Genomic DNA, 21,905 nt, shown 5'->3' on the forward strand with positions numbered 1-21,905 from the left:
CGGCTTTCCGGGCCATTGCCCGCCGCATGCCCTCCGGCAGCAGGACGTCCTTGACCTCCACGATGGTGACCTTGACGCCCCATGGGTCGGTGACCTCGTCGATGACTTGCTGCAGCTGCTGGTTGATCTCATCACGCTTGGTCAGTAGATCGTCCAGGCTGGTCTGGCCGATGATGCTGCGCAATGTTGTCTGGGCGACCTGCTGGGTGCCGACACGGTAGTCCTCAATGGAGAGCACGGCACGCACCGGGTCGACGACGTTGTAGTACGCCACTGCGTTGACTTGGACCGTGACGTTGTCCCGGGTAATCACATCCTGAGCGGGCACATCATAGGTGTGCGTGCGCAGGTCCACGCGCCGCATGCGGTCGATGAACGGAGCGATTACGAACACCCCAGGGCCTTTGGGAGCCTGGATGCGGCCCAGCCGGAAGATGACGCCTCGTTCGTACTCCGGGACGATCTTGACGGCCCGGGTGACAATGTAGACGACCACCAGAGCCGCGACGATCAGACCGATCAGCGTACCGTCAATCATGTGTCCTCCTCAGTCGGCACTTCTCCGGTCAGCGGCTCGACGACCAGGAAGAGGCCCTCGACTGCCCGGACCCGCACCCGGTCTCCGGCCTGCAGCGGCCCGCCGGTGCTGTGCAGCGACCACCAGCTACCCGCCACGAAAGCCTGCCCGTGTGTACCTTCAGCCAATTTTACCGTGATGATCTGCCCCGTGAAATGGTCCATCCCGCTGCTGCTGGACGTGATGCGGGAGCGGCGCCACAGCCAAACGGTCAGGAACAACCCGCCGAGGGCAAGGATCAGGGTGGGCACGATCAGACCCAGGAACAGCTCCCAACCCAGGCCGAGGCCCTCGATGAAGGAGGAAAGAGCAGAACCGAACTCGTCGAGCAGGTCGACGTCAGATCCGGTCACGGCAATCGCTCCGGTGTGCGCTCCGCTCGCGGTCATGCTCGGTCCTCGACTGGGTCATGCGATTCTCATGTCGCTGTACATGAGCGTATCCGTCGTACAGCGGGAGATAAAGGCATTTCGACTTAGTGCCAGCCAAGCCCCGCCGGGCACACACAGCGGATTTCGGAATAGGATGAAGCGGTGGAGGCATTGCTGGAATTCGCTGGTGATTATTGGTGGCTCGTTTTTCCGCTCAGCGGGGTATTCGCCGCGTGGGGAAGCTCCTGGTCCAAGGCCAACGAGCGCCGGCACCAACGAAAGGTTGAACTGCATAAGCTCCGGCATCAGGGTCAGCAGCTCGAGCAAACACAAACCGGTGAAGTGAAAGCGCTCATGGAGGCCCATGACGCGGTAAACTATCGGTGGCTCGATTACGAACTTGACGTGGGAAAGCTCATTGACTTTCCCACGATGACCGATGTCAGGGAGCCCCTTACCGTAGCCTTCCTGCGGGCAAAACGCGAGGCTGACGCGCTCCGCCCGGCGACACCGGAATCCCGGAGTGCTGCGCGTTGCACCGAGTACCGGGCCGCTGTGAACAACTATGACGTTGCATTCAGCGTGGCTGAATCCGAAGCGCGGCGCATCAAGGCGGGAAATTTCTCGGTAAAGGAACGCCAGCGTCTGGCAACCGCCAGGACATTGATCACTATCGCCGTCGATAATGCCGCGAGTCCAGCCGAACGGCAAACGGCATACCGGCGTGCACTCCGCGAGGTAGAGGGTCTCATCGCCCTCCCGGATGGAGCCGTGAACTTGTTGAAGGAGCAAGTAGCGCGTGCGCTGGAGAGCGGCCGCGGTCAGGCTCCCGCCTGAGGGAAGGCTGCAATGGCCGTAAGTCTCCGAAACCGGTAGAACTGATGAATGACTGAATCTCTTGTCCTCGGTCCAATGATGCGCTTCGTCGATGAAACGGCGGCCAGCATCTGGGTGGAAACCCGCGACGCCGGCCGGGTAACGGTGCGAACGGCAGGGAGCTCCTGGCAGGCACCGACCTTCGCCGTGCACGGCCATCACTATGCGCTTGTTGAGGTGAACGGGCTGGCGCCGGGAAGCATCAACCCCTATACCGTCGAGATTAACGACGACGAGGTGTGGCCGCCGGGCGATTCGGAATACCCGCCGTCGTGCATCTCCACATTGACGCCTGGTAAACCTATCAAGATGGCGTTTGGATCCTGCCGCACCAGCGTGCCGCACGACGCCGACGGCAACGGCACTCACGGCGTCGACTCCATGCGTGCCTATGCCCTGCGGATGGCATCCAGTGCTGACGAAGACTGGCCCGATCTTGTCGCCTTCCTGGGGGATCAGGTCTATGCGGATGTGACGAGCGACCAGATGCAGGAGTTCATCCGTGCGCGTCGAAGCATGGAGGAACCGCCCGGGAAGGAGCTGAAGGACTACGAGGAGTATGCGCACCTATACAACCTCGCGTGGTCCGATGAAGCCAACCGCTGGTTGCTGTCGAACCTGCCGAGCGCAATGATCTTTGACGATCACGATATCGATGACGACTGGAACTCGTCCTATACATGGAAGCAGGAGCGCGAAGCCGCAGGCTGGTGGCACGACAGGATCGTTTCGGGGTTGGGCTCGTACTGGGTCTACCAGCATCTTGGCAACCTATCGCCGGAGCAACGTGCCCAAGACGAAATTTGGGCACAGATTGCTGCCTACGACGGCGATGGCGAGCAGGACTTGACCGGGACCATAGACGCCTTCGCTGACCGGGCGGACCAACACCCGGCAAGCTATCGCTGGAGTTATTGCCGGGATATCGGGGACGTGCGTATCATCACGATCGATTCCCGGGCAGCCCGCGTTCTGGAATCCGATCGTCGATCCTTACTCGACGACGAAGAACTCGCTTGGCTTGACGACAAGATGCAGGGCGGCTTCCGGCATCTGCTGGTCGCCTCGTCGTTGCCATTCCTGCTTCCGGCGGGACTGCATCACATCGAATCCTGGAATGAGGCTCTCTCTGAAGGGGCGTGGGGAGAACGTGGTGCGAAGATCGGAGAGAAAATCCGTCAAGGCGTTGACATGGAGCATTGGGCGGCTTTCCAGAAGTCCTTCCGCGCCGTCGCGACCATGGTGACTGAAGTGGCAGACGGCAAGAGGGGTATGGCCCCGGAAACCATCTGTTTCCTCTCCGGCGATGTTCACTTCTCCTATGTCTCGGAAGTTAAACGTTCCTCCGGCAGTCGCATTGTCCAGGCGGTCTGCTCGCCAATCCGCAATCCTTTGCCGAGGGCCATGCGGTTTGCCACGGCTGCATTGTCGTACGGCGTGGCCGGGCCAGTGGGCGCGTTGGTTGCCCGATCTGCGAAAGTGCCCAGCCCGCCATTCACCTGGAGTGGCATCAAGGGGCCCTGGTTCGATAACAATCTGGCAGGGCTCGAGGACTCTCCTGAGGGCCTGAAACTCTGGTGGGACACCGGCGATGTAGAGGACAACGACCATTTTCATCCACGGTTGCAGCAGGTAGCGTCCGTCACGCTGCGATCCCGGTAACTGGTGAAGCCGTTGCTCCCACCTCCAAACAAACGTCACTGGTGGCGAGTCGTCTCCGGAACCGTATAGAGTTCTTAGACACCCGGCTTATCAATATTATTTGGACCGAAAGGCACCGCTCATGAGCAATATTCCTGCCGATCTTTATTACACCGCCGAGCATGAATGGATCACCGCCCCGGATGCAGACGGTGTTGTCCGCGTCGGGATCACTGATTTCGCCCAGGATGCACTGGGAGACGTTGTGTATGCCCAGATGCCTGAAGCAGGGACATCGGTGTCCGCGTCCGACGTCGTCGGTGAAGTCGAATCCACCAAGAGCGTCAGCGACATTTTTGCTCCGTTGACCGGCGAGGTCGTCAACAGCAATACGGGCCTGGACGATGATCCTGCACTAATCAATTCAGACCCGTACGGTCAAGGATGGCTAATGGAGATCCGCGTCGCAGATGCTGAGTCTGTTAAGGGTCTGCTCAGTGCTGACGACTACCAACAGCAGGTAGGCTAGAAACAGGAATGAGCAGGCGGTTTTTGCAGTCAAGAGCACCGCTTTCCCGAAGCGGACGAAAAGACGGAGGAGGGGCAACCATGGCTGGCGATGAAGGTAAGTACGTAGACGGTCGGCGCGCCGGAGACTTGGATGATTCAGAGTCGACTGCCCCTGAAACGACGACGATCAGCGTCCCGAATCTGGATGCGCCATTAGCTGCTCCGAAACTCACGGATCAGGAAATGGCAGCCGTCGAAGCGCTGCCGTCTGGTTCAGCGCTGCTGATAGCGCATTCGGGGCCAAATAGTGGCGCCCGCTTCCTGCTCGACTCGGACGTAAGCACCGCTGGCCGCCATCCCAATGCCGACGTCTTCCTCGACGACGTTACGGTCTCGCGGCGGCACGCCGAATTCCGGCGCACCCGGCGCGGCTTCGAACTGGTGGATACGGGCAGCCTGAACGGCACCTATGTCAACCAGGACCGTGTGGATCATGTCCTGCTCCGCCAGCACAATGAGGTCCAGATCGGCAAGTTCCGGTTGACCTTCTACCTTGGTCCGGCCCACACGGGTGAAGTCCCGGTTCAGGGCTAGCCAGTGTCGCCGGCCCAGCCCGCGCGGCGCCAGTTCGGCCACGGTCGCGCGGACAAATCCGGGGCACCGACCGGTGTTCTCAACATCGGCCAGGTTCTGGCGGAACTCAGCGTTGACTTCTCGAATATCACCGCGTCCAAAATCCGTTTCCTGGAGGAAAAGGGGCTGATCAGTCCCCAGCGGACTCCGGCCGGATACCGTAAGTACACTGCGGAGGATGTTGAACGCCTCCGGTTCGTGTTGGGGCTGCAGCGGGACCAGTATCTGCCGCTGAAAGTCATCCGGGACTACCTTGACGCCATCGACCGCGGCGAGAAGCCGGAGAACCTCCCGGAGGGAGTCAGCATCTCTCCGCGCATGGTCTCCGACGAGTTGCTGACCCAGCTGAACGGCCAGGCACGGCAGTTGACGCTGGAACAGTTGAAGAAGCAGACCAATGCGGGCTCGCAGTTGATTCAGGAGCTGGTCAGTCACGGGCTGATCAGCGCAGTCGATGACCGGTACGACGATTATGCTCTCAAGATCACCAAGGCCTGCGTACAGTTGCAGGAGCACGGTATAGAACCGCGTCACCTGCGGCCTTTCCGCGCAGCCGCGGACCGCGAGTTCTCGTTGGTGGAAACGGCAATAGCGCCGGTGGCGTCGCGCAAGGATGTAGCCTCCAGGGCGCGGGCCGCGGACGCCGCACGTGAAATCAGCGATATATGTCTGTCCCTGCACAGTGCACTCGTTAACGGGCAGATCGCCCGCATGGACAGGTAGGGAGGAACCTCAGTGATTGAAGTGGAAATCGTCGGAGTCCGGCTCGAGCTGCCTTCGAATCAACCGCTTGTCCTCCTCAAAGAGTCCCATGGCGAGCGGCACGTACCCATTTGGATCGGCACTCCCGAAGCAAGCGCTATCGCCCTGGCCCAGCAGGGGATAGTTCCAGCCAGGCCAATGACGCACGACCTGTTGTGCGACGTCGTCGAAGCCTTGGGCCGGAGCATCAAGAAAGTGCATCTGACCACCGTGGAGGATTCGGTGTTCTTCGCGGAACTGGTCTTCGACGACGATTCCGTCGTCTCCGCGCGTGCCTCGGACGCCATCGCAATTGCCCTGCGGATTCCCTGCCCCGTCCTCTGTGCCGAAGCGGTACTGGACGAGGCCGGCGTCGAAATTGCCGAAACGGATGACGACGACGAGGACAAAGTCAGCGGGGAGAACGCCGAGAAGGAACTGCGCAAATTCCGCGAATTCCTGGACGATGTCGAGCCTGAGGACTTCGAAAAGTAGGGCTTTCAGGACTGCATGGCGGCGACACGCCAGCAGACAAAGGGCCAGCATCTTTGACCATTGACCACCGTCACTCTAACGTCGAAGTACAAGGTTCCCATTGCAACGGCAGTTGTCTACGGCTTTAATGAAGTTAGCTCGTAGACAAGGGTTGGAGCACACTTCCCCCAGGGAGCTACGACAAGGAGGATCCACGTGAGTCCGAAAGGTGATGGTGGCGAACTCTCGCACGCCGCTTCCCACGGCCGGTCGATTCCGGAAAGCGCCCAAGGGCTGCTGTTCACCGAGGACCTTCCAGTTCTTGATGAGGACGCCGGTTACCGTGGCGCCACCGTCTGCAAAGCAGCAGGTATCACGTACCGCCAGCTCGACTACTGGGCCCGAACAGGATTGGTTCTTCCCGGCGTGCGCAATGCCGCAGGGTCAGGTTCACAGCGCCTCTACGGATTCCGGGACATTCTGGTTCTCAAAGTCGTCAAGCGCCTGCTCGACACCGGCGTATCCCTCCAGCAGATCCGTTCGGCCGTTGAGCACCTGCGCGAACGGGGCGTTGAAGACCTCGCCCAGATCACCCTGATGAGTGATGGAGCAAGCGTCTACGAATGCACTTCCGCCGATGAGGTTATCGATCTCGTCCAGGGTGGACAAGGAGTCTTCGGCATCGCGGTAGGCCGGGTATGGCGCGAGGTCGAAGGAAGCCTGGCCCAGCTGCCCAGCGAACATGCCGCCGGCGAGGAATTCCCGGAGGACGAGCTGAGCAAGCGCCGCACTGCCCGCAAGATCGGTTAGAGAACACCAAAAACAGTTGGCGTCCACCCCTCGGGATGGACGCCAATTTTAGTTGTTATCGGTGCACCCGGTCGCGTACCCGCCCGGTGGAGACCAGATTCATGAGTAACTGGTCGAACAGGCCGGCCGCATGCTTGGCCGATTCTCCCGGCCAGTTGTGAATCGCGTGTGCGGCTCCCTGGATCTGCTGCCAGTTGGCCTGTTCGCCGACGGTGGGGGAGAGGAGCAATTCGCCGAACATGGCATGCATTTCCGCAAGCCGGTAGCTGTGTTCGCTTGAACCAGACCGTACACGGTTCGCCACGATCCCAGCTGGCATCAGGTTGGGGGCAAATTCATGGCTGAATACTTCAATGGCGCGCAGGGTCCGCTCAGTTCCCGCCACCGAGAAGAGGCCGGGCTCGGCGACCAGCAGCACCCGGTTGCTCGCAGTCCAGGCCATCCGGGTCAGTCCATTGAGCGAGGGCGGGCAGTCAATGAGCACCAGTTCGTACTGGTCCACCTTGCCCAGCAAACTGCTGAGCCGGCGCAGGTCGCGCTTGCCCAGATCCGGCCGGTCGTAGATGCCGGTATAGGCTGATCCCATGGCGACGTCGAGCACTGGCCGGGGACCGCCGTCGTCGTGCGCCGCAACCCAGCCGCTGGGAACCACATTGGCCGCGAGGCCCGCCCGCCGGGCACTTTTGAGAAGCCTGCCGATGTCGGTTTCTTCATGGGCACGTGCTCCAAGTCCCGTGGTCGCGTCCGCGTGCGGATCCAAATCGACGACCAGGGTGGGAATGCCTGCTGCCAGTGCGGCCGATGCCAGTCCCAGGGTTACCGACGTCTTGCCAACGCCGCCTTTGAGGCTGCTGATGCTCACTACTTGCACTTGAAGAACCAATACCTAACATTTCTAGTCATCACGAGCGTTTCGCCATTTAGAATGGCTGTGGACTGACCGTTATTTGGAGCATAACTTGAAACAAGAACAAGCTAGCAGCAATACGGCAACACCGTTCAGCCACCGACACATCGGTGTCACAACGACGCCCCACCTTCATCATATGTTGACCAAGCTGGGATTCAGTTCCTTGGACGAGCTCTGCCGGGCTGCGCTGCCGGAAACGATCCAGTCCAGCAAACGGCTCAACCTGCCCGAGGCGGCCTCCGAAGAAGCCATGCTGGCGGAGCTTCGGTCCTGGGCATCCCGCAACACGGTCCGGAAGTCCCTTCTGGGGCAGGGCTACTACGGCACCTTCACGCCCAGCGTGATCCAGCGGAATGTGCTCGAGAACCCGGGCTGGTACACCGCCTACACCCCGTACCAGCCGGAAATTTCGCAGGGCCGGCTGGAGGCGCTGCTGAATTTCCAGACCATGGTGGCAGATCTAACAGGTCTGGACATCGCCAACGCGTCGATGCTGGATGAAGGAACCGCGGCCGCTGAAGCAATGACGCTGATGCGCCGGTCCAACCGCACGGCGGCACAGGATGCAGCCTTCCTCGTCGACGCGGACGTCTTCCCGCAGACCCTGGCTGTCATCAATACCCGTGCCGAGGCATTGAAGATCCCGGTCGTGGTGCACAGCTTCGACGAACCGCTGCCCGATGCGGATATCTTTGCCGCCCTCATCCAGTATCCGGGCGACTCCGGCAAGGTCCGCGACCTGGCTCCCATCATCGAAGCGCTGAAGGAGCATAAGGCGATGACCGCCGTCGCCGCCGACCTGCTGGCGCTGACGCTGCTGGAGGCGCCGGGAACCGCCGGGGCCGACGTCGCCGTGGGAACCTCCCAGCGCTTCGGCGTGCCCATGGGGTACGGCGGGCCGCACGCGGGCTATATGGCCGTGCGGAACAAGCTGGAGCGCTCACTTCCAGGGCGCCTGGTGGGTGTATCCAAGGACGTGGATGGACAACACGCGTACCGGCTGGCCCTGCAGACCCGTGAGCAGCACATCCGCCGGGAACGGGCGACGTCGAACATCTGCACCGCCCAGGTGCTGCTGGCGGTGATGGCCGGGATGTATGCCGTCTACCACGGGCCGGAGGGACTGCGGCAGATCGCGGACCGCGTTGCCGGATATGCCGCCGCCGTTGCCGAAGCGGCCCGCGCAGCCGGACACACCGTGGTGCATGACCGGTTCTTCGATACCGTGCGGATCCATGTCGACGGCACCAGCGGCAACAATGCGATGCGGATTGTCGCGGCCGCCCATGAAGCGGGCTATCTGCTGCGCCAGGTCGCCAAAGACACCGTGCAGATCGCCGTCGACGAGACCACCGGCGATTCGGATCTGGCGGCGGTAACGGAACTGCTCGGCCATCGGATGGACGGCTGGAGCCCGGCGCCGGAAGCAGCACCGGCGCGCAGCACCGATTACCTGACCCATGACGTCTTCCACAGCCACCGCTCGGAGACGCAGATGATGCGTTACCTGCGCCGTCTGGCCGACGCCGACTATGCGCTCGACCGCGGGATGATTCCGCTCGGCTCCTGCACCATGAAGCTGAACGCGGCGGCGGAAATGGCAGCGGTCACCTGGCCGGAGTTCGCCAACCTGCATCCCTACGCGCCCGCCGAGGACACCGTGGGCATGGTGGGCATGGCGACCCAGCTTGAAGAATGGCTGGCGGAAATCACCGGCTACGACGCGGTCTCCATCCAGCCCAATGCCGGCTCGCAGGGTGAGTTCGCCGGTCTGCTGGCCATCCGCGCGTACCACCGGGACCACGGCCAGCCGGAGCGGAACATCTGCCTGATTCCCCAGAGTGCCCACGGCACCAATGCGGCGTCAGCGGTGATGGCAGGGCTGAAAGTTGTGGCGGTGGCCACGGACGACTTTGGCAATATCGACGTCGATGATCTGCGGCGGCAGGTGACCGAACACGCGTCCGACCTGGCCGCGATGATGATCACCTACCCGTCCACGCACGGTGTTTTCGAAACCGAGATCACCACGGTCTGCGGATTAGTGCACGACGCCGGCGGGCAGGTTTACGTCGACGGCGCCAACCTCAACGCCCTGGTCGGGCTGGCGAAGCCGGGTAAATTCGGTGCCGACGTATCGCACTTGAATCTGCATAAGACGTTCTGCATTCCGCATGGCGGCGGCGGTCCCGGCGTTGGACCGGTGGGCGTGCGCGCGCATCTGTCCCGCTACCTGCCCGCCCGGGAACTGGGTGAGGATTCCGACGTCGGACTGGTGTCCGCGGCACCGTACGGGTCTGCCTCGATCCTGCCGATTTCCTGGGCCTATATCCGGATGATGGGGCCCGACGGAATGCGTGCGGCAACCCAGACGGCAATCCTCTCCGCGAACTACATCGCCCGCAGTCTGGCCGATCACTATCCCGTGCTGTACACCGGCGCCCAGGACCTGGTGGCACATGAGTGCATTCTGGACCTTCGGAAGCTCACCGCTCAGAGCGGCATCACGGTTGAGGATGTTGCCAAACGGCTGGTTGACTACGGTTTCCACGCTCCCACGATGTCCTTCCCGGTGGCCGGAACGCTGATGGTCGAACCGACCGAATCGGAGGATCTCGTCGAGATGGACCGCTTTATTGACGCGATGATCGCCATTCGGAAGGAAATCGCGGCGGTGCAGGACGGCCTGTGGCCGGCACACGACAATCCGCTGGTCAATGCGCCGCATACCGCCAAGAGCCTCACCGGGAGTTGGGACCACAGCTACAGCCGGGCGGACGCCGTCTACCCTGCCGGTGTCGAGCCCCGCGGCAAGTACTGGCCACCCGTCAGCCGGGTCGACCAGGCCTACGGCGACCGGCACCTGATCTGTTCCTGTCCTCCACTGGAGGAGCTGGCGGAAGTGCCGGGGTAGGCGCGGCCGGACACTTTTTGTAACGAAAGTCCGCTCCGGCGGAACAGCGATGTAACCAAAAGCACGCTTCCACCGGCGTGTCATGTAAGTTACGCAGTACCGATTGAGCAGTTTACGCAGATAGGCAGGGCATGTTCTCGAAGATTCTGGTAGCCAACCGCGGCGAAATCGCCATCCGCGCCTTCCGCGCCGGTTATGAACTCGGTGCGAAGACCGTCGCGGTCTTTCCTTACGAGGACCGCAACTCCATTCACCGTCAGAAGGCGGGCGAGGCGTATCTGATCGGGGAGGAAGGCCACCCGGTCCGTGCCTACCTCGACGTCGTCGAGATCATCCGCGTGGCCACCGAGGCCGGCTGTGATGCGATCTACCCCGGCTACGGATTCCTCTCTGAGAACCCCGGGCTGGCCACGGCCGCGAAGAAGGCCGGCATTACCTTCATCGGGCCCCCTGCAGAGGTGCTGGAAGTCGCCGGCCACAAGGTGCACGCCCTGGAAGCGGCGCGGAAGGCCGGCATCCCGGTACTGGAATCCAGTGCACCGAGCGCCGACCTCGATGAACTGATGGCGGCAGCGGAGAAGGTCGGCTTTCCCATCTTCGCCAAAGCCGTAGCCGGAGGTGGCGGGCGCGGCATGCGCCGGGTCGAAAAGCCCGAAGACCTGCGGGCCGCTCTGGAGGCGGCCATGCGCGAAGCGGAGACCGCGTTTGGCGATCCGACGATGTTCCTGGAACGCGCCGTCCTGCGGCCCCGGCACATCGAGGTTCAGGTGCTGGCCGACGGCGAGGGCAATGTCGTCCACCTGTTCGAGCGCGACTGCTCGCTGCAGCGCCGGCACCAAAAGGTCGTGGAGATCGCGCCGGCCCCTAACCTGGACGAGAATATCCGTCAGGCGCTCTACCGGGACGCGGTGGCCTTCGCGAAGGAACTGAACTATGTCAATGCCGGAACGGTGGAGTTCCTCGTCGACACCGTCGGGGAACGCGCCGGCGAGCATGTCTTTATCGAGATGAACCCGCGGATCCAGGTCGAGCACACTGTCACGGAAGAAGTGACCGACGTCGACCTGGTCCAGGCGCAAATGCGCATTGCCGCGGGGGAGACGCTGGCGGATCTGGAGCTGACACAGGATCAGATCTCCCTGAAGGGCGCCGCCCTGCAGTGCCGCATCACCACCGAGGACCCGGCCAACGGTTTCCGGCCCGACGTCGGCAAGATCTCCGCCTACCGCTCCGCCGGTGGCGCCGGTGTGAGGCTCGACGGCGGCACGGTGTATGCAGGTGCCGAAATCAGCCCGCACTTCGACTCGATGCTGGTCAAGCTCACCTGTCGTGGCAGGAGCTACGGCGCCGCTGTTGCCCGTGCCCGCCGCGCCCTGGCGGAGTTCCGGATCCGCGGAGTATCGACCAATATCCCCTTCCTGCAGGCCGTCCTCGACGATCCTGCCTTTCTGGCCGGCGACGTTGCCACCTCCTTTATCGATGAGCGGCCGGAGCTGCAGCAGGCACGCGGTTCGGCCGACCGCGGCACCAAACTGCTGACCTGGCTCGCCGAGGTAACCGTCAATAAGCCGCACGGCGAATCACATGTTCAGCTCGACCCGGCGCAAAAACTGCCGGTCCTGGATGACGTTCCCAACACCAGTTCCGACAGCGCTCAACGTCCGGTCGAATCAGGGTCCCGGCAGCGGCTCCAGGAGCTCGGGCCGGAAGGCTTCGCCGCCGAACTGCGCAGCCGGAAGGCGCTCGCCGTCACCGATACGACGTTCCGCGACGCCCACCAGTCTCTGCTCGCAACCCGTGTACGCACCCGCGATCTGGTTGCTGCTGGACCGGCCGTGTCCCAACTGACACCGCAGCTGCTCTCGGTGGAGGCCTGGGGCGGTGCAACCTACGACGTCGCGCTCCGCTTCCTCGGCGAAGATCCATGGGAGCGCCTCGCCGCCTTGCGCAAGGCCATACCGAACATCTGCCTGCAGATGCTGCTGCGCGGACGCAACACGGTCGGCTACACGCCATACCCGGTCGAAGTAACCGACGCCTTCGTTGAAGAAGCCGCGGCCACCGGCGTCGACATTTTCCGGATCTTTGACGCCCTCAATGATGTGTCGCAGATGGAGCCGGCTATCAAGGCTGTCCGCAAGACCGGGACTGCCGTGGCGGAAGTGGCCTTGTGCTACACCGCGGACATGCTGGACCCGGAGGAAAAGCTTTACACCCTCGACTACTACCTGAACCTTGCGCAGCAGATGGTCGACGCCGGTGCGCATATCCTGGCGATTAAGGACATGGCGGGTCTGCTGCGCCCGGCCGCCGCGTCGGCGCTGGTCACCGCCCTGCGCGAAAAGTTCGACCTTCCGGTGCACCTGCACACGCACGACACCGCCGGTGGCCAGCTTGCCACGCTGCTGGCCGCTGCCGATGCCGGAGTGGACGCCGTCGACACCGCAAGCGCGACGTTGGCCGGCACCACCAGCCAGCCCCCGGCATCGGCCCTTGTTGCGGCATTGGCCCACACCGAACGGGACACCGGCATGAGCCTGGAGGCAGTCAGCGCGCTTGAGCCGTACTGGGAAGCGGTCCGCCGGATGTATTCGCCCTTCGAGTCCGGGCTGGCCGGGCCGACCGGCCGCGTCTACCGGCATGAAATTCCCGGCGGTCAGTTGTCCAATCTCCGGCAGCAGGCGATAGCACTGGGCCTCGGCGAACGCTTCGAGGCGATCGAGGACATGTACATGAGCGCGGACCGGATGCTCGGCCGCCTCGTCAAGGTCACGCCGTCGTCGAAGGTTGTTGGCGACCTGGCGCTGCAGCTGGTTGGAGCCAATGTGGATCCGGCCGAATTTGAGCAGAACCCGCAAAGCTACGACATCCCGGACTCCGTGATTTCGTTCCTCAGCGGAGAGCTGGGTGACCCCCCGGGAGGGTGGCCCCAGCCGTTCCGGACCAAGGCGCTGCAGGGCCGCTCGATCAAGGTGCGCGATGTTGAGCTCAGCGATGATGACAGTGCCGCGCTGCAGTCGGATTCGAAAACACGCCGGCAGACCCTGAACCGGCTGCTGTTCGAAGGCCCCACGAAGGAATTCCTGCGCAACCGCGAACTGTATGGCGATGTCTCGGTCCTCGATACCCGCGACTACCTGTTCGGCATGCAGCCCGGCGAGGAGCACACGATTGCCCTGGAGCAGGGCGTGCGGCTGATCGCGACACTGGAGGCGATCTCCGAGGCGGACGCCAAGGGCATGCGCACGGTGATGTGCACCCTCAACGGGCAGATGCGGCCGGTGCTGGTGCGCGACCAGAGCGTCGAAAGCCACGCCAAGGTCGCGGAGAAGGCCGACCCGGCTGAAAGTGGACATGTGGCCGCCCCGTTCGCGGGTGCCGTCACGGTGACCGTTGCCGAAGGCGACCAGGTGGAAGCCGGCGACACGGTGGCGACGATTGAAGCCATGAAGATGGAAGCCTCGATTACGACGCCGGTAGCCGGCACCGTGGACCGGCTCGCCATCTCCAAGGTGGAACAGGTACAGGGCGGAGACCTGCTGGTGGCGATCAAAGACTAGTTGCTCCGGCGGCGTGCAGGTTTGCCGTCGTCCGGTAAAGGACGCCGCTGGTGCGCTATGGTGAGTGCAGATTCGAGGCACCGCTGCAGCAGCCGGTGGCGCCCGCCGGACCGACCACGGAAAGACTTATGACGCCAGAGCAGAAGAAGCCGGGCCAAACCGAGGCTGGACTACAGGACGACGCGCCTGACGATGACGGGCAGGACCCGGTTATCGTCCCGGGAGAGGAACCAGCGGACGTTCCCGGCGGGAAAGCGGCGGGTGTATCCGATGCGGATGGTCCTGCTGCCGTCCTGGAGGACCCGGACGGGGCCGGCGTGGTGGCAGACGGGCCGTGGGCCGGACAGTGGGTGGCTGGTACGCCGGTGACCGTTCCAACAGACGCCGGTCGACAAGGCACCGCGGATGCGGACAACCCATCATCTTTGCAGACGTCGTCCTGGTCCGTGCAGCCGGGGCTGCCCCCGGAACAGACTCCGCCGATGCCGGTTGGACCGCCGGCCGACGGTGATGAAGATGAGGTGGCAACGGACCGCTCCAGCACCCGCCGGGCGCACGACGCCGGTCCGGAACCGGCGGCTGCACTGACCGCCGACCGTCTCCTCACCAAGACCAACCGTCCACCCGTGGGCGGCTGGCGAAAGTGGCTCTACGCCGCCACCTTCGGTTACTTGAATCTGGGCGATTCCGAAAAGGTCCGCATTCAACGAGCCTTGGAACACCGGATCGGCGTCCGGCTGGGTGAGCGGACACGCTACATTCCCATCCTGTCCCGCAAGGGTGGCGTGGGAAAGACGACCGTCACGACGCTGCTGGGCATGACGCTTGCGGAAATCCGGGAAGACCGCGTCATTGCCGTCGACGCCAATCCGGACCGAGGCACTCTGTCCGACCGTTCTCCGGGCAGCGCCGACCACACCGCCCGGCAACTGGTCCACGACCGCTTCGCGGTGGATTCATTCGCGCAGTTGTCGAATTACGTGGCCCGCGACGGCTCGCGCCTGGATGTGCTGGCCTCGGACACCGATCCGACGGTGGCCCAGGCGTTCGACGAGGTGGACTACCGCGCGGTGACGGAAATCCTGGACCGCTACTACTCCGTTGTGCTCACAGACTCGGGGACCGGGATGGTCCATTCGGTGATGAAGGGGACCTTGGAGAAGGCGGACACGGTGGTCCTGGTCTCCGGCGGCAGCGTTGACGAGGCACGCCTGGCGTCTGAGACATTGTCCTGGCTTGAAGCCCACGACCGACATGACCTCGTGGCCAAAGCCATCGTCGTCATCAACATGTCCTCCGGTGGCGGTTCGCTGGTTGATGTGTCGCAGATCGAAGAGCACTTCCAGTCGCGGGTACGCACTGTGGTGAAGATTCCGTACGACCGCCATCTGGCCGAGGGGTCCCGGATTGAGCTGGCCAAGCTGCGCCCGGCAGCCCGGACCGCAGCCACCGAACTCGCGGCACTGGTCGTCGACGAACTGCAGTCATAGAAAGTGGGATCTGCGCAGGTGGAACACTATGACCTGATCATCATTGGATCGGGCTCGGGCAATTCGCTCATCACGGACGACTGGAACGACAAGAAGGTCGCCATAATCGATGGCGGAACCTTCGGCGGCACCTGCCTCAACGTGGGCTGCATCCCGACGAAGATGTACGTCTACCCGGCGGAACTGGCGCACTCCACGGTCAAGGCCGCGAAACTCGGTATTGATGCGACAGTCAACGCGGTCCATTGGCCGAAGATCCGCGACCGGATATTCAGCCGCATCGACACCATTTCCGAATCAGGTAAGCACTACCGTGACGTTGAACTGGAGAACGTCACGCTGTACCAGGAGCATGCCCGGTTCACGGGTCCGAAGACGCTGCTGACTGACTCCGGCACCGTGTTGACGGCGGAGCAGGTTGTGGTCGCCGCGGGTTCCCGCCCGATCGTTCCGGAAACCGCCGGACAGGACCTGCCGAAGGTCCATACCTCCGACACGGTGATGCGGATCGACGAGCTGCCGGGCCGCATCCTGATTGTCGGGGGAGGATTTGTCGCCGCCGAGTTCGCCCACATCTTCGACAGCCTCGGTTCCGAAGTCATCCAGATAAACCGCTCCAATCAACTGCTCAGGCAGGAGGACCGGGACATCTCGTTGCGCTACACCAGCCAGGCCGAGCGCCAATGGGACGTCCGGCTCGGTTGCACGGTGGGGACCATTACCGAACTGCCCGATGGCCGCGTCGAAGCTGCCATTGTTCCTACCGGCGGCGGCGAAGCACGGACTGAGGAAGCCGACATCGTGTTGATGGCGACCGGTCGCCGTCCCAATACCGACACGCTCGACCTCGAAGCGGCCGGGTTCGACATCACGCCGGACGGCCGGATCGCCGTCGACGACTGGCAGCGGGTGCTGGCCGGGGGTGCGCCGGTCGACGGCGTCTGGGCACTTGGAGATGTCAGCAGCGACTACCAACTCAAACACGTCGCGAATCACGAGGCCAAGATTGTGACCCACAATCTGGTCCATCCCGATGAACTGCGGGCCAGCGACCACCGCTTTGTCCCGTCCGCCGTTTTCACCCGGCCGCAGATTGCCAGTGTCGGACTGACCGAGGAGCAGGCACGCCGGCACGCGGCCGAACATGGCAGCACGATCGCCATGCATCTCCAGGCCTATGGCTCAACTGCCTACGGCTGGGCCATGGAGGACGACGACGGTTTCGTCAAAGTCATTGCCGAGAAAGGCACCGGAAAGCTGCTCGGCGCACACATCATGGGCCACGAAGCGTCCATGATCATCCAGCCGCTGATCCAGGCCATGTCGTTCGGCTTGGACGCCCGGACCATGGCCACCGGCCAGTACTGGATCCACCCCGCACTGACCGAGGTCGTAGAGAACGCCTTGCTCGGACTGGAACTTTAACCGCCTTCAAGAGCCGACCCCGAGGGGCACCGTCCCAGTCAGGGACGCGGTGCCAGGTAAATGTCGTTAACCAGATTGTCGTAGTCTTTCAGGACCTGCACACGTTTGATCTTCAACGAGGGGGTCAAATGTCCCGACTCCTCGGTGAAGTCCACCGCAACAATCCGGAACGACTTGATCTGCTCGGCCTGCGACACCGTGGAGTTGGCATTATCAATCAGCTTCTGGATCTCGGCCTGGACCTGCTCGTTTTCCGCCGCCTGTGCCACGGTGGTCGACGACGGCAATCCGTGCCGCTCCAACCAGCCGGGCAGGGACTCTTCATCGAGTGTGACCAGCGCTGAGATGAAGGGCCTGTGGTCGCCGAGCACCACACACTGGGAAACCAGCGGATCGGACCGGATCTGGTCCTCCAGCAGTGCAGGGATGACGTTCTTTCCGCCGGCCGTGACAATGATTTCCTTTTTCCGTCCGGTGATCGTCAAATAGCCGTGGTCATCGAGCTCACCGATGTCTCCGGTCGCGAACCATCCGTCCACGAACGCGTCCGCTGTCAGATCGTCCCGCTTGTAGTACCCGCGCATGACGCAGACGCCCTTGGTCAGGATCTCGCCGTCGTCGGCAATTTTTACCGCGTTGCCCGGCAGTGGAACTCCGACCGTTCCGATCTTGATCAGGGCCGGGGTCGTGACCGAGATGGGTGCGGTTGTTTCGGTCAGGCCGTACCCTTCGAGGACCGTCAGACCGATACCGTGGAAGAAGTGGCCGAGGCGTTCACCCAGCGGAGCCCCGCCGGATACGGCGTGTTTGACCCGGCCGCCCATGGCATCGCGGAGCTTGCCATAGACGAGCTTGTCGAAGAGCGCGTGCCGGAGTTTCAAACCGAGGCCGACTGATCCGTTCTGCTCGGCCTTGGAGTAGGCGATGGCCGTTTCGGTTGCCTTGGCGAAGATCTTGCCCTTGCCGCCGTCCTCTGCCTTGAGCGAGGCCGAGTTGTAGACCTTTTCGAACACCCTGGGCACCGCCAGGATGAACGTCGGTTTGTAGCTCTGAAGATCCGGCAGCAGGTGCTTAATGTCCGGGGTATGGGCAACCGTGCTGCCGGCGGCTACGCACATCACCGAGATGAACCGGGCGAAAACATGGGCCAGTGGCAGGAACATGATGGTCTGGGCGCCTTCATAGGCCACCTCGGAAATTGCTGCCACGGCATTCTCCGACAGTTCCACGAAGTTCCCGTGCGTCAGCTCGCAGCCCTTGGGGCGCCCGGTCGTTCCAGAGGTGTAGATGATGGTGGCGACATCTGCCAGGTGCGACGTCTTACGCCGCTCTTCGAGCTCTTCATCGCTGATTCCGACGCCGGCAGCACGCAGGGCATCCAGCCCGTCACCTTCGAGCTGCCATACATTCGCGATCGCTGACAAGCCCTCTGCCTCTGCCGCCTGACGGACGATATTTTCATGCTTGCCGGACTCGACGAAGACTGCAACTGACTCCGAGTCGCCAAGGTTCCAGGCGACCTGGCTGGGGGAGGAGGTTTCATAAATCGGCACGGAGACCGCCCCCGCGAACCAGATGGCGAAATCAACCAAGGACCATTCGTACCGGGTGCGCGCCATGATTCCGACCCGGTCGCCGGCTCCGATGCCGGAGGCGATAAGTCCCTTGGCGAGCAGCGAAACATCCGCCAGAAATTCGGTTGCCTGGATATTTTGCCAGTCGCCCTGATCGTCTTTGCGGGAGAAGAGCGCCGGGTTGGATGGCTTCTTCGCCTGCCGGATGACAAGATCGGTAATGTTGCTGTCCTGGGGTGATTCAACCATCACCGGAACGCTGTATTCTCGCACGATAGCTCCTTCGGTACCTGCCAATGCCCTCAACGGGTTGTCAATAGCCTACCGGGGTGGAGCCGGTTCAACCGCTGCGTGACTGGCGTCACTTGGTAACTTTCAGATGACAAACAACGACCTTCCGTAGAATGGCCCCCTATGAGTAGACAAAGCAGCAGGCCCCGTCCCGCTTCCGGCGGCCCCCTGTGGCCAAGGACGGGACCAGCCACGGGACGTCCCCGGGTGCTGCCTGCTGTGCCTGCCAGGTTGGGACGCCGCGGGCTGGCGATCGGTATTGATATCGGCGGGACCAAGGTTGCGGCAGGCGTGATCGATGTCCACGGCCAGGTATTGGCCGAACTCGTCCGTCCCACTCCCGCCACGGACCCCCGCCAGGTCGAGGACGTCATCGTTGATCTGGTACACGAGTTTGCCGCCAGTTACCGGATCTGGTCCGTGGGCATCGGTGCCGCCGGCTGGATGGACCAGAGCGGCAGTACGGTACTGTTCAGCCCGCATCTTGCCTGGCGGAACGAACCGCTCCGGGAGAATCTTGAATACAAACTTCGACGGCGCGTGATGGTGGTCAACGACGCCGACGCAGCCGGATGGGCCGAATGGCGTTTTGGCGCCGGCCGCGGGCAGAGCCGCCTGGTCTGCATCACTTTGGGAACGGGAATCGGCGGCGCTCTGATTGCCGATGGCCGGCTGGAGCGGGGCAGGCATGGCGTGGCAGGGGAGTTCGGCCACCAAATTGTCGTTCCGCAGGGCCACCGCTGCGAATGCGGAAACCGCGGCTGTTGGGAACAGTACGCATCCGGAAATGCTTTGGGGCGCGAGGGCCGCGAACTCGCCCGTGCGAATTCACCGGTCGCCCAGGATCTGCTGCGGGCGGCCGGCGGCGACCCGGATGCCATCACCGGAGCCCTGGTGACCCGGATGGCGGCAGAAGGCGATGCCACCTGCATCGAACTGCTTGACGACGTCGGCCATTGGCTTGGTCTTGGACTGGCTAACCTGGCGGCGGCGCTCGACCCTGGCCAGTTCGTCATCGGCGGGGGACTGAGCGGAGCTGGAGATCTCCTGCTGCTCCCGGCCCAGCGTTCTTTCCGCCGCCACCTGACCGGCCGTGGTTTCCGGCCGGCAGCCCCGATCAGTATGGCCCGTCTCGGTGCACGTGCGGGCATGGTTGGAGCGGCTGACCTGGCGCGGATCAATGCGCGGACCGGCACCCGCGGAACGCGTCCGGCTGGACCATAAACAACAGCATCTTTTCAGCTGACTGCACGGCTGCAACGCCAACAGGTTTTTACAAGGTGACAGCGGATCATTATTGGCATGTCACTTCTTCTGGAAAAAGGAGAAGCCGCCCCCGTACAGAGGAGGCGGCGGCGGAGGGTGCTTATCCCGCTGACGATTCTGGCACTACTTGCTGCAAGTCTCGGGTATCTCTTCCTCACCACCTCCGAGCCTGAACCGAGCGCTCCAATGGGCGCCTCGGTGCCGGTTCCAGGCGGCATGGCCGGAATCACCGGTGTCACGCCGCTGGAGGTGGACGGATGGCAACCGCCGACCGCAGCAGCCGTTCTCGGGACACAGCCTCAAGAGGGCGCACACCGGGTACGGGTCCAGGTCCAGTTCACGGCCTTGGACACCACAGGATTGCGGTACGACCCGCAGAAGTATTTCGTCGATGGTATCGGCTCCGGTCAACCAGATGCGCTCTGGGCTTCACCGTCAGCACAGGACCTCGACCAGGGGGAATCCATTACGGCCACCATGGTCTTTGAACTGCCGGATAAGGCGATCGCATTGGTCCTCGAAAACGAGGCCGGCAGCCGCTTGTCATTGGGCTCAGAGCACCACACCGGAGGCCCATAACTGCTCCGGCACCGTTCCTTCGGCCAGTGCTCTTCGAGTACCAGGCAGGGGCGGCTTTGGGGCCACGTTTATCGAACCAACCAAAAGCAATACAGGAAGTGATCGGCCATGTCTGTATCCAGACGTGAAGTCTTCAAATGGGGTGCTGTTGGACTCGCTGGCGCAAGTCTGGTGACTGTCCCGATCTCCACGGTTTCGGCAAAGTCGGCCAGCGAGCTCGACGAGGGCGGATATGCCCCGGCCCTACAAAACCGCTTTCGTGCGGCCGCCGAAACTGCGGCCTGAGTCCGTGACTTTTGATAAGGACGGGACGCGGGTGAACCACTATGAAATTGCGATGCGCCAGGCGACGGCACGGATTCTTCCCCGGCACACGACGCAGATCCTGGGCTATGAAGGAATCTTTCCCGGTCCGACGATCGAGTTGGAACGTGGAACGCGGGCGGTGGTCAATATGCGTAACAAGCTGCCCAAGTACCATCCCCAGTGGAATCACCATCTGCTGGCGTCCTCAACCCACCTGCATGGTTCGGCGTCGCTGCCGCAGTATGACGGGTACGCCAACGATGTGACCGCGCCGGGGTTCTGCAAGGAATACTTCTACCCGAATTCCCAACCGGCCCGGACGCTCTGGTATCACGACCATGGGGTGCATTACACCGCGCAGAATGTTTATTCGGGCCTTGCCGGCGTCTACGTCATGCATGACCCGGTTGAGCGCCGGTTGCTGCCTCAGGGCGCCTTCGACGTTCCGCTGGTTGTCAGCGACGCAATGTTCGCCGAAGATGGTTCCCTGGCCTATGACGACCGGAGCCATTCCGGACTGTGGGGGGATGTGATCCTCGTCAACGGCCGGGCGTGGCCGGTGATGAAGGTCCAGCCGCGGGTATACCGTTTCCGGGTCCTGAACGCGTCCATCTCGCGCTCCTACCGGTTCGCACTCAGCACCGGGGACCCGATGCACATGGTCGCCACCGACGGCGGTCTGATGCCGCGGACCCAGACCGTGAAGAACTGGCGGCACGCCATGGCCGAGCGCTACGAGGTGCTGATCGATTTCAGTAAGTACAAGCCAGGCACCCGGGTCGAGCTGCGGAATCTGTCCAATGACAACAACCGCGACTATGACCACACGAACAAGGTCATGGCCTTCGACGTTGTCGCCCCACCGAGTATGAAGAAGATGAAGGCCGACCCGAAGTGGAACCGTATTCCCACCACGCTGGCCGGCAGCCACCCGATGAACCTGGATCCGAAGGATGC

Annotated in this window: 19 protein-coding genes; 15 read left to right on the forward strand and 4 right to left on the reverse strand. The window is 62.8% G+C overall.

Annotated elements, in window-relative coordinates; genetic code table 11:
* Together Y707_RS25515 and Y707_RS0112020 are read right to left on the reverse strand one after the other, a co-directional pair.
* On the reverse strand, positions 1-538 hold a 538-nt coding region (locus Y707_RS25515), incomplete at its 3' end, for an SPFH domain-containing protein (protein ID WP_035781492.1).
* Positions 535-966 carry an NfeD family protein gene (locus Y707_RS0112020; RefSeq protein WP_026535277.1) on the reverse strand — a complete coding sequence of 144 codons (432 nt, stop codon included), beginning with the start codon at positions 964-966 and terminating at the stop codon, positions 535-537. The genes Y707_RS0112020 and Y707_RS25515, both read right to left, overlap by 4 nt.
* Before the next feature lie 144 nt (positions 967-1,110).
* On the opposite strand from Y707_RS0112020, the gene Y707_RS0112025 reads away from it, so the two are divergent.
* The 7 genes from Y707_RS0112025 to Y707_RS0112055 all read left to right on the forward strand — a co-directional run bounded on the left by Y707_RS0112025 (position 1,111) and on the right by Y707_RS0112055 (position 6,633).
* Positions 1,111-1,785, forward strand: a complete 675-nt coding sequence (locus Y707_RS0112025) for a hypothetical protein (protein ID WP_026535278.1) — start codon at positions 1,111-1,113, stop codon at positions 1,783-1,785.
* 48 nt (positions 1,786-1,833) lie between these two features.
* Entirely contained in the window at positions 1,834-3,486 is a 1,653-nt protein-coding gene (locus Y707_RS0112030; RefSeq protein WP_026535279.1) for a DUF7800 domain-containing protein, read from the forward strand.
* Between the two features lie 121 nt (positions 3,487-3,607).
* Complete coding sequence (gcvH, locus tag Y707_RS0112035; RefSeq protein ID WP_026535280.1) at positions 3,608-3,994, forward strand: glycine cleavage system protein GcvH; 387 nt, start codon at positions 3,608-3,610, stop codon at positions 3,992-3,994.
* A gap of 80 nt (positions 3,995-4,074) precedes the next feature.
* The gene (locus tag Y707_RS25520) at positions 4,075-4,569 is read left to right on the forward strand and encodes an FHA domain-containing protein (protein ID WP_081744822.1); all 495 of its coding nucleotides are present in this window, start codon (positions 4,075-4,077) and stop codon (positions 4,567-4,569) included.
* A gap of 84 nt (positions 4,570-4,653) precedes the next feature.
* The gene (ftsR, locus tag Y707_RS0112045) at positions 4,654-5,331 is read left to right on the forward strand and encodes a transcriptional regulator FtsR (RefSeq protein WP_051441940.1); all 678 of its coding nucleotides are present in this window, start codon (positions 4,654-4,656) and stop codon (positions 5,329-5,331) included.
* A 12-nt stretch (positions 5,332-5,343) separates the two neighbouring features.
* Positions 5,344-5,844: a bifunctional nuclease family protein gene (locus Y707_RS0112050; RefSeq protein ID WP_026535282.1), complete on the forward strand. Its 501-nt coding sequence runs from the start codon at positions 5,344-5,346 to the stop codon at positions 5,842-5,844.
* A 195-nt stretch (positions 5,845-6,039) separates the two neighbouring features.
* A complete protein-coding gene (locus Y707_RS0112055; RefSeq protein ID WP_026535283.1) occupies positions 6,040-6,633 on the forward strand; it encodes a MerR family transcriptional regulator in 594 nt (197 codons plus the stop codon).
* Between the two features lie 55 nt (positions 6,634-6,688).
* Here the strand turns inward: Y707_RS0112055 and Y707_RS0112060 are convergent, their stop codons facing one another.
* Positions 6,689-7,504, reverse strand: a complete 816-nt coding sequence (locus tag Y707_RS0112060) for a ParA family protein (protein WP_026535284.1) — start codon at positions 7,502-7,504, stop codon at positions 6,689-6,691.
* Positions 7,505-7,592: 88 nt separating this feature from the next.
* Between Y707_RS0112060 and gcvP the strand changes: the two genes are divergently transcribed.
* The 4 genes from gcvP to Y707_RS0112080 all read left to right on the forward strand — a co-directional run bounded on the left by gcvP (position 7,593) and on the right by Y707_RS0112080 (position 16,932).
* Positions 7,593-10,457 carry an aminomethyl-transferring glycine dehydrogenase gene (gcvP, locus tag Y707_RS0112065; RefSeq protein WP_026535285.1) on the forward strand — a complete coding sequence of 955 codons (2,865 nt, stop codon included), beginning with the start codon at positions 7,593-7,595 and terminating at the stop codon, positions 10,455-10,457.
* A gap of 131 nt (positions 10,458-10,588) precedes the next feature.
* Complete coding sequence (locus Y707_RS0112070) at positions 10,589-14,017, forward strand: pyruvate carboxylase (RefSeq protein WP_026535286.1); 3,429 nt, start codon at positions 10,589-10,591, stop codon at positions 14,015-14,017.
* A gap of 128 nt (positions 14,018-14,145) precedes the next feature.
* Positions 14,146-15,507, forward strand: a complete 1,362-nt coding sequence (locus Y707_RS25525; RefSeq protein ID WP_051441928.1) for a MinD/ParA family ATP-binding protein — start codon at positions 14,146-14,148, stop codon at positions 15,505-15,507.
* 18 nt (positions 15,508-15,525) lie between these two features.
* The gene (locus Y707_RS0112080) at positions 15,526-16,932 is read left to right on the forward strand and encodes a mycothione reductase (protein ID WP_026535287.1); all 1,407 of its coding nucleotides are present in this window, start codon (positions 15,526-15,528) and stop codon (positions 16,930-16,932) included.
* Between the two features lie 38 nt (positions 16,933-16,970).
* On the opposite strand, the gene Y707_RS0112085 is transcribed toward Y707_RS0112080, so the two are convergent.
* Positions 16,971-18,779 (reverse strand): AMP-dependent synthetase/ligase, encoded by a 1,809-nt coding sequence (locus Y707_RS0112085; protein WP_026535288.1) that lies wholly within the window; start codon positions 18,777-18,779, stop codon positions 16,971-16,973.
* Between the two features lie 141 nt (positions 18,780-18,920).
* On the opposite strand from Y707_RS0112085, the gene Y707_RS25530 reads away from it, so the two are divergent.
* The 4 genes from Y707_RS25530 to Y707_RS25535 all read left to right on the forward strand — a co-directional run.
* Positions 18,921-20,021 carry an ROK family glucokinase gene (locus Y707_RS25530; protein ID WP_081744823.1) on the forward strand — a complete coding sequence of 367 codons (1,101 nt, stop codon included), beginning with the start codon at positions 18,921-18,923 and terminating at the stop codon, positions 20,019-20,021.
* A gap of 138 nt (positions 20,022-20,159) precedes the next feature.
* Positions 20,160-20,642, forward strand: coding sequence for a hypothetical protein (locus tag Y707_RS0112095; protein WP_253905149.1), 483 nt, complete (start codon positions 20,160-20,162; stop codon positions 20,640-20,642).
* Between the two features lie 108 nt (positions 20,643-20,750).
* Entirely contained in the window at positions 20,751-20,927 is a 177-nt protein-coding gene (locus tag Y707_RS32810; RefSeq protein ID WP_253905150.1) for a hypothetical protein, read from the forward strand.
* A 4-nt stretch (positions 20,928-20,931) separates the two neighbouring features.
* Positions 20,932-21,905 (forward strand): multicopper oxidase family protein (locus Y707_RS25535; RefSeq protein WP_253905151.1); only part of this gene is annotated, 974 nt, incomplete at its 3' end.

It is taken from the genome of Arthrobacter sp. H14, from assembly GCF_000520495.1.
GTDB lineage: Bacteria > Actinomycetota > Actinomycetes > Actinomycetales > Micrococcaceae > Arthrobacter_C.

What these genes read in the sequence shown, in the direction of transcription:
- Y707_RS0112020 (WP_026535277.1), bottom strand. Translation starts at nt 966, where the DNA reads ATGACCGCGAGCGGAGCGCACACCGGAGCGATTGCCGTGACCGGATCT.
- Y707_RS0112030 (WP_026535279.1), top strand. Translation starts at nt 1,834, where the DNA reads ATGACTGAATCTCTTGTCCTCGGTCCAATGATGCGCTTCGTCGATGAA.
- Y707_RS25525 (WP_051441928.1), top strand. Translation starts at nt 14,146, where the DNA reads ATGACGCCAGAGCAGAAGAAGCCGGGCCAAACCGAGGCTGGACTACAG.
- Y707_RS25520 (WP_081744822.1), top strand. Translation starts at nt 4,075, where the DNA reads ATGGCTGGCGATGAAGGTAAGTACGTAGACGGTCGGCGCGCCGGAGAC.
- Y707_RS32810 (WP_253905150.1), top strand. Translation starts at nt 20,751, where the DNA reads ATGTCTGTATCCAGACGTGAAGTCTTCAAATGGGGTGCTGTTGGACTC.
- Y707_RS0112070 (WP_026535286.1), top strand. Translation starts at nt 10,589, where the DNA reads ATGTTCTCGAAGATTCTGGTAGCCAACCGCGGCGAAATCGCCATCCGC.
- gcvH (WP_026535280.1), top strand. Translation starts at nt 3,608, where the DNA reads ATGAGCAATATTCCTGCCGATCTTTATTACACCGCCGAGCATGAATGG.
- Y707_RS25530 (WP_081744823.1), top strand. Translation starts at nt 18,921, where the DNA reads ATGAGTAGACAAAGCAGCAGGCCCCGTCCCGCTTCCGGCGGCCCCCTG.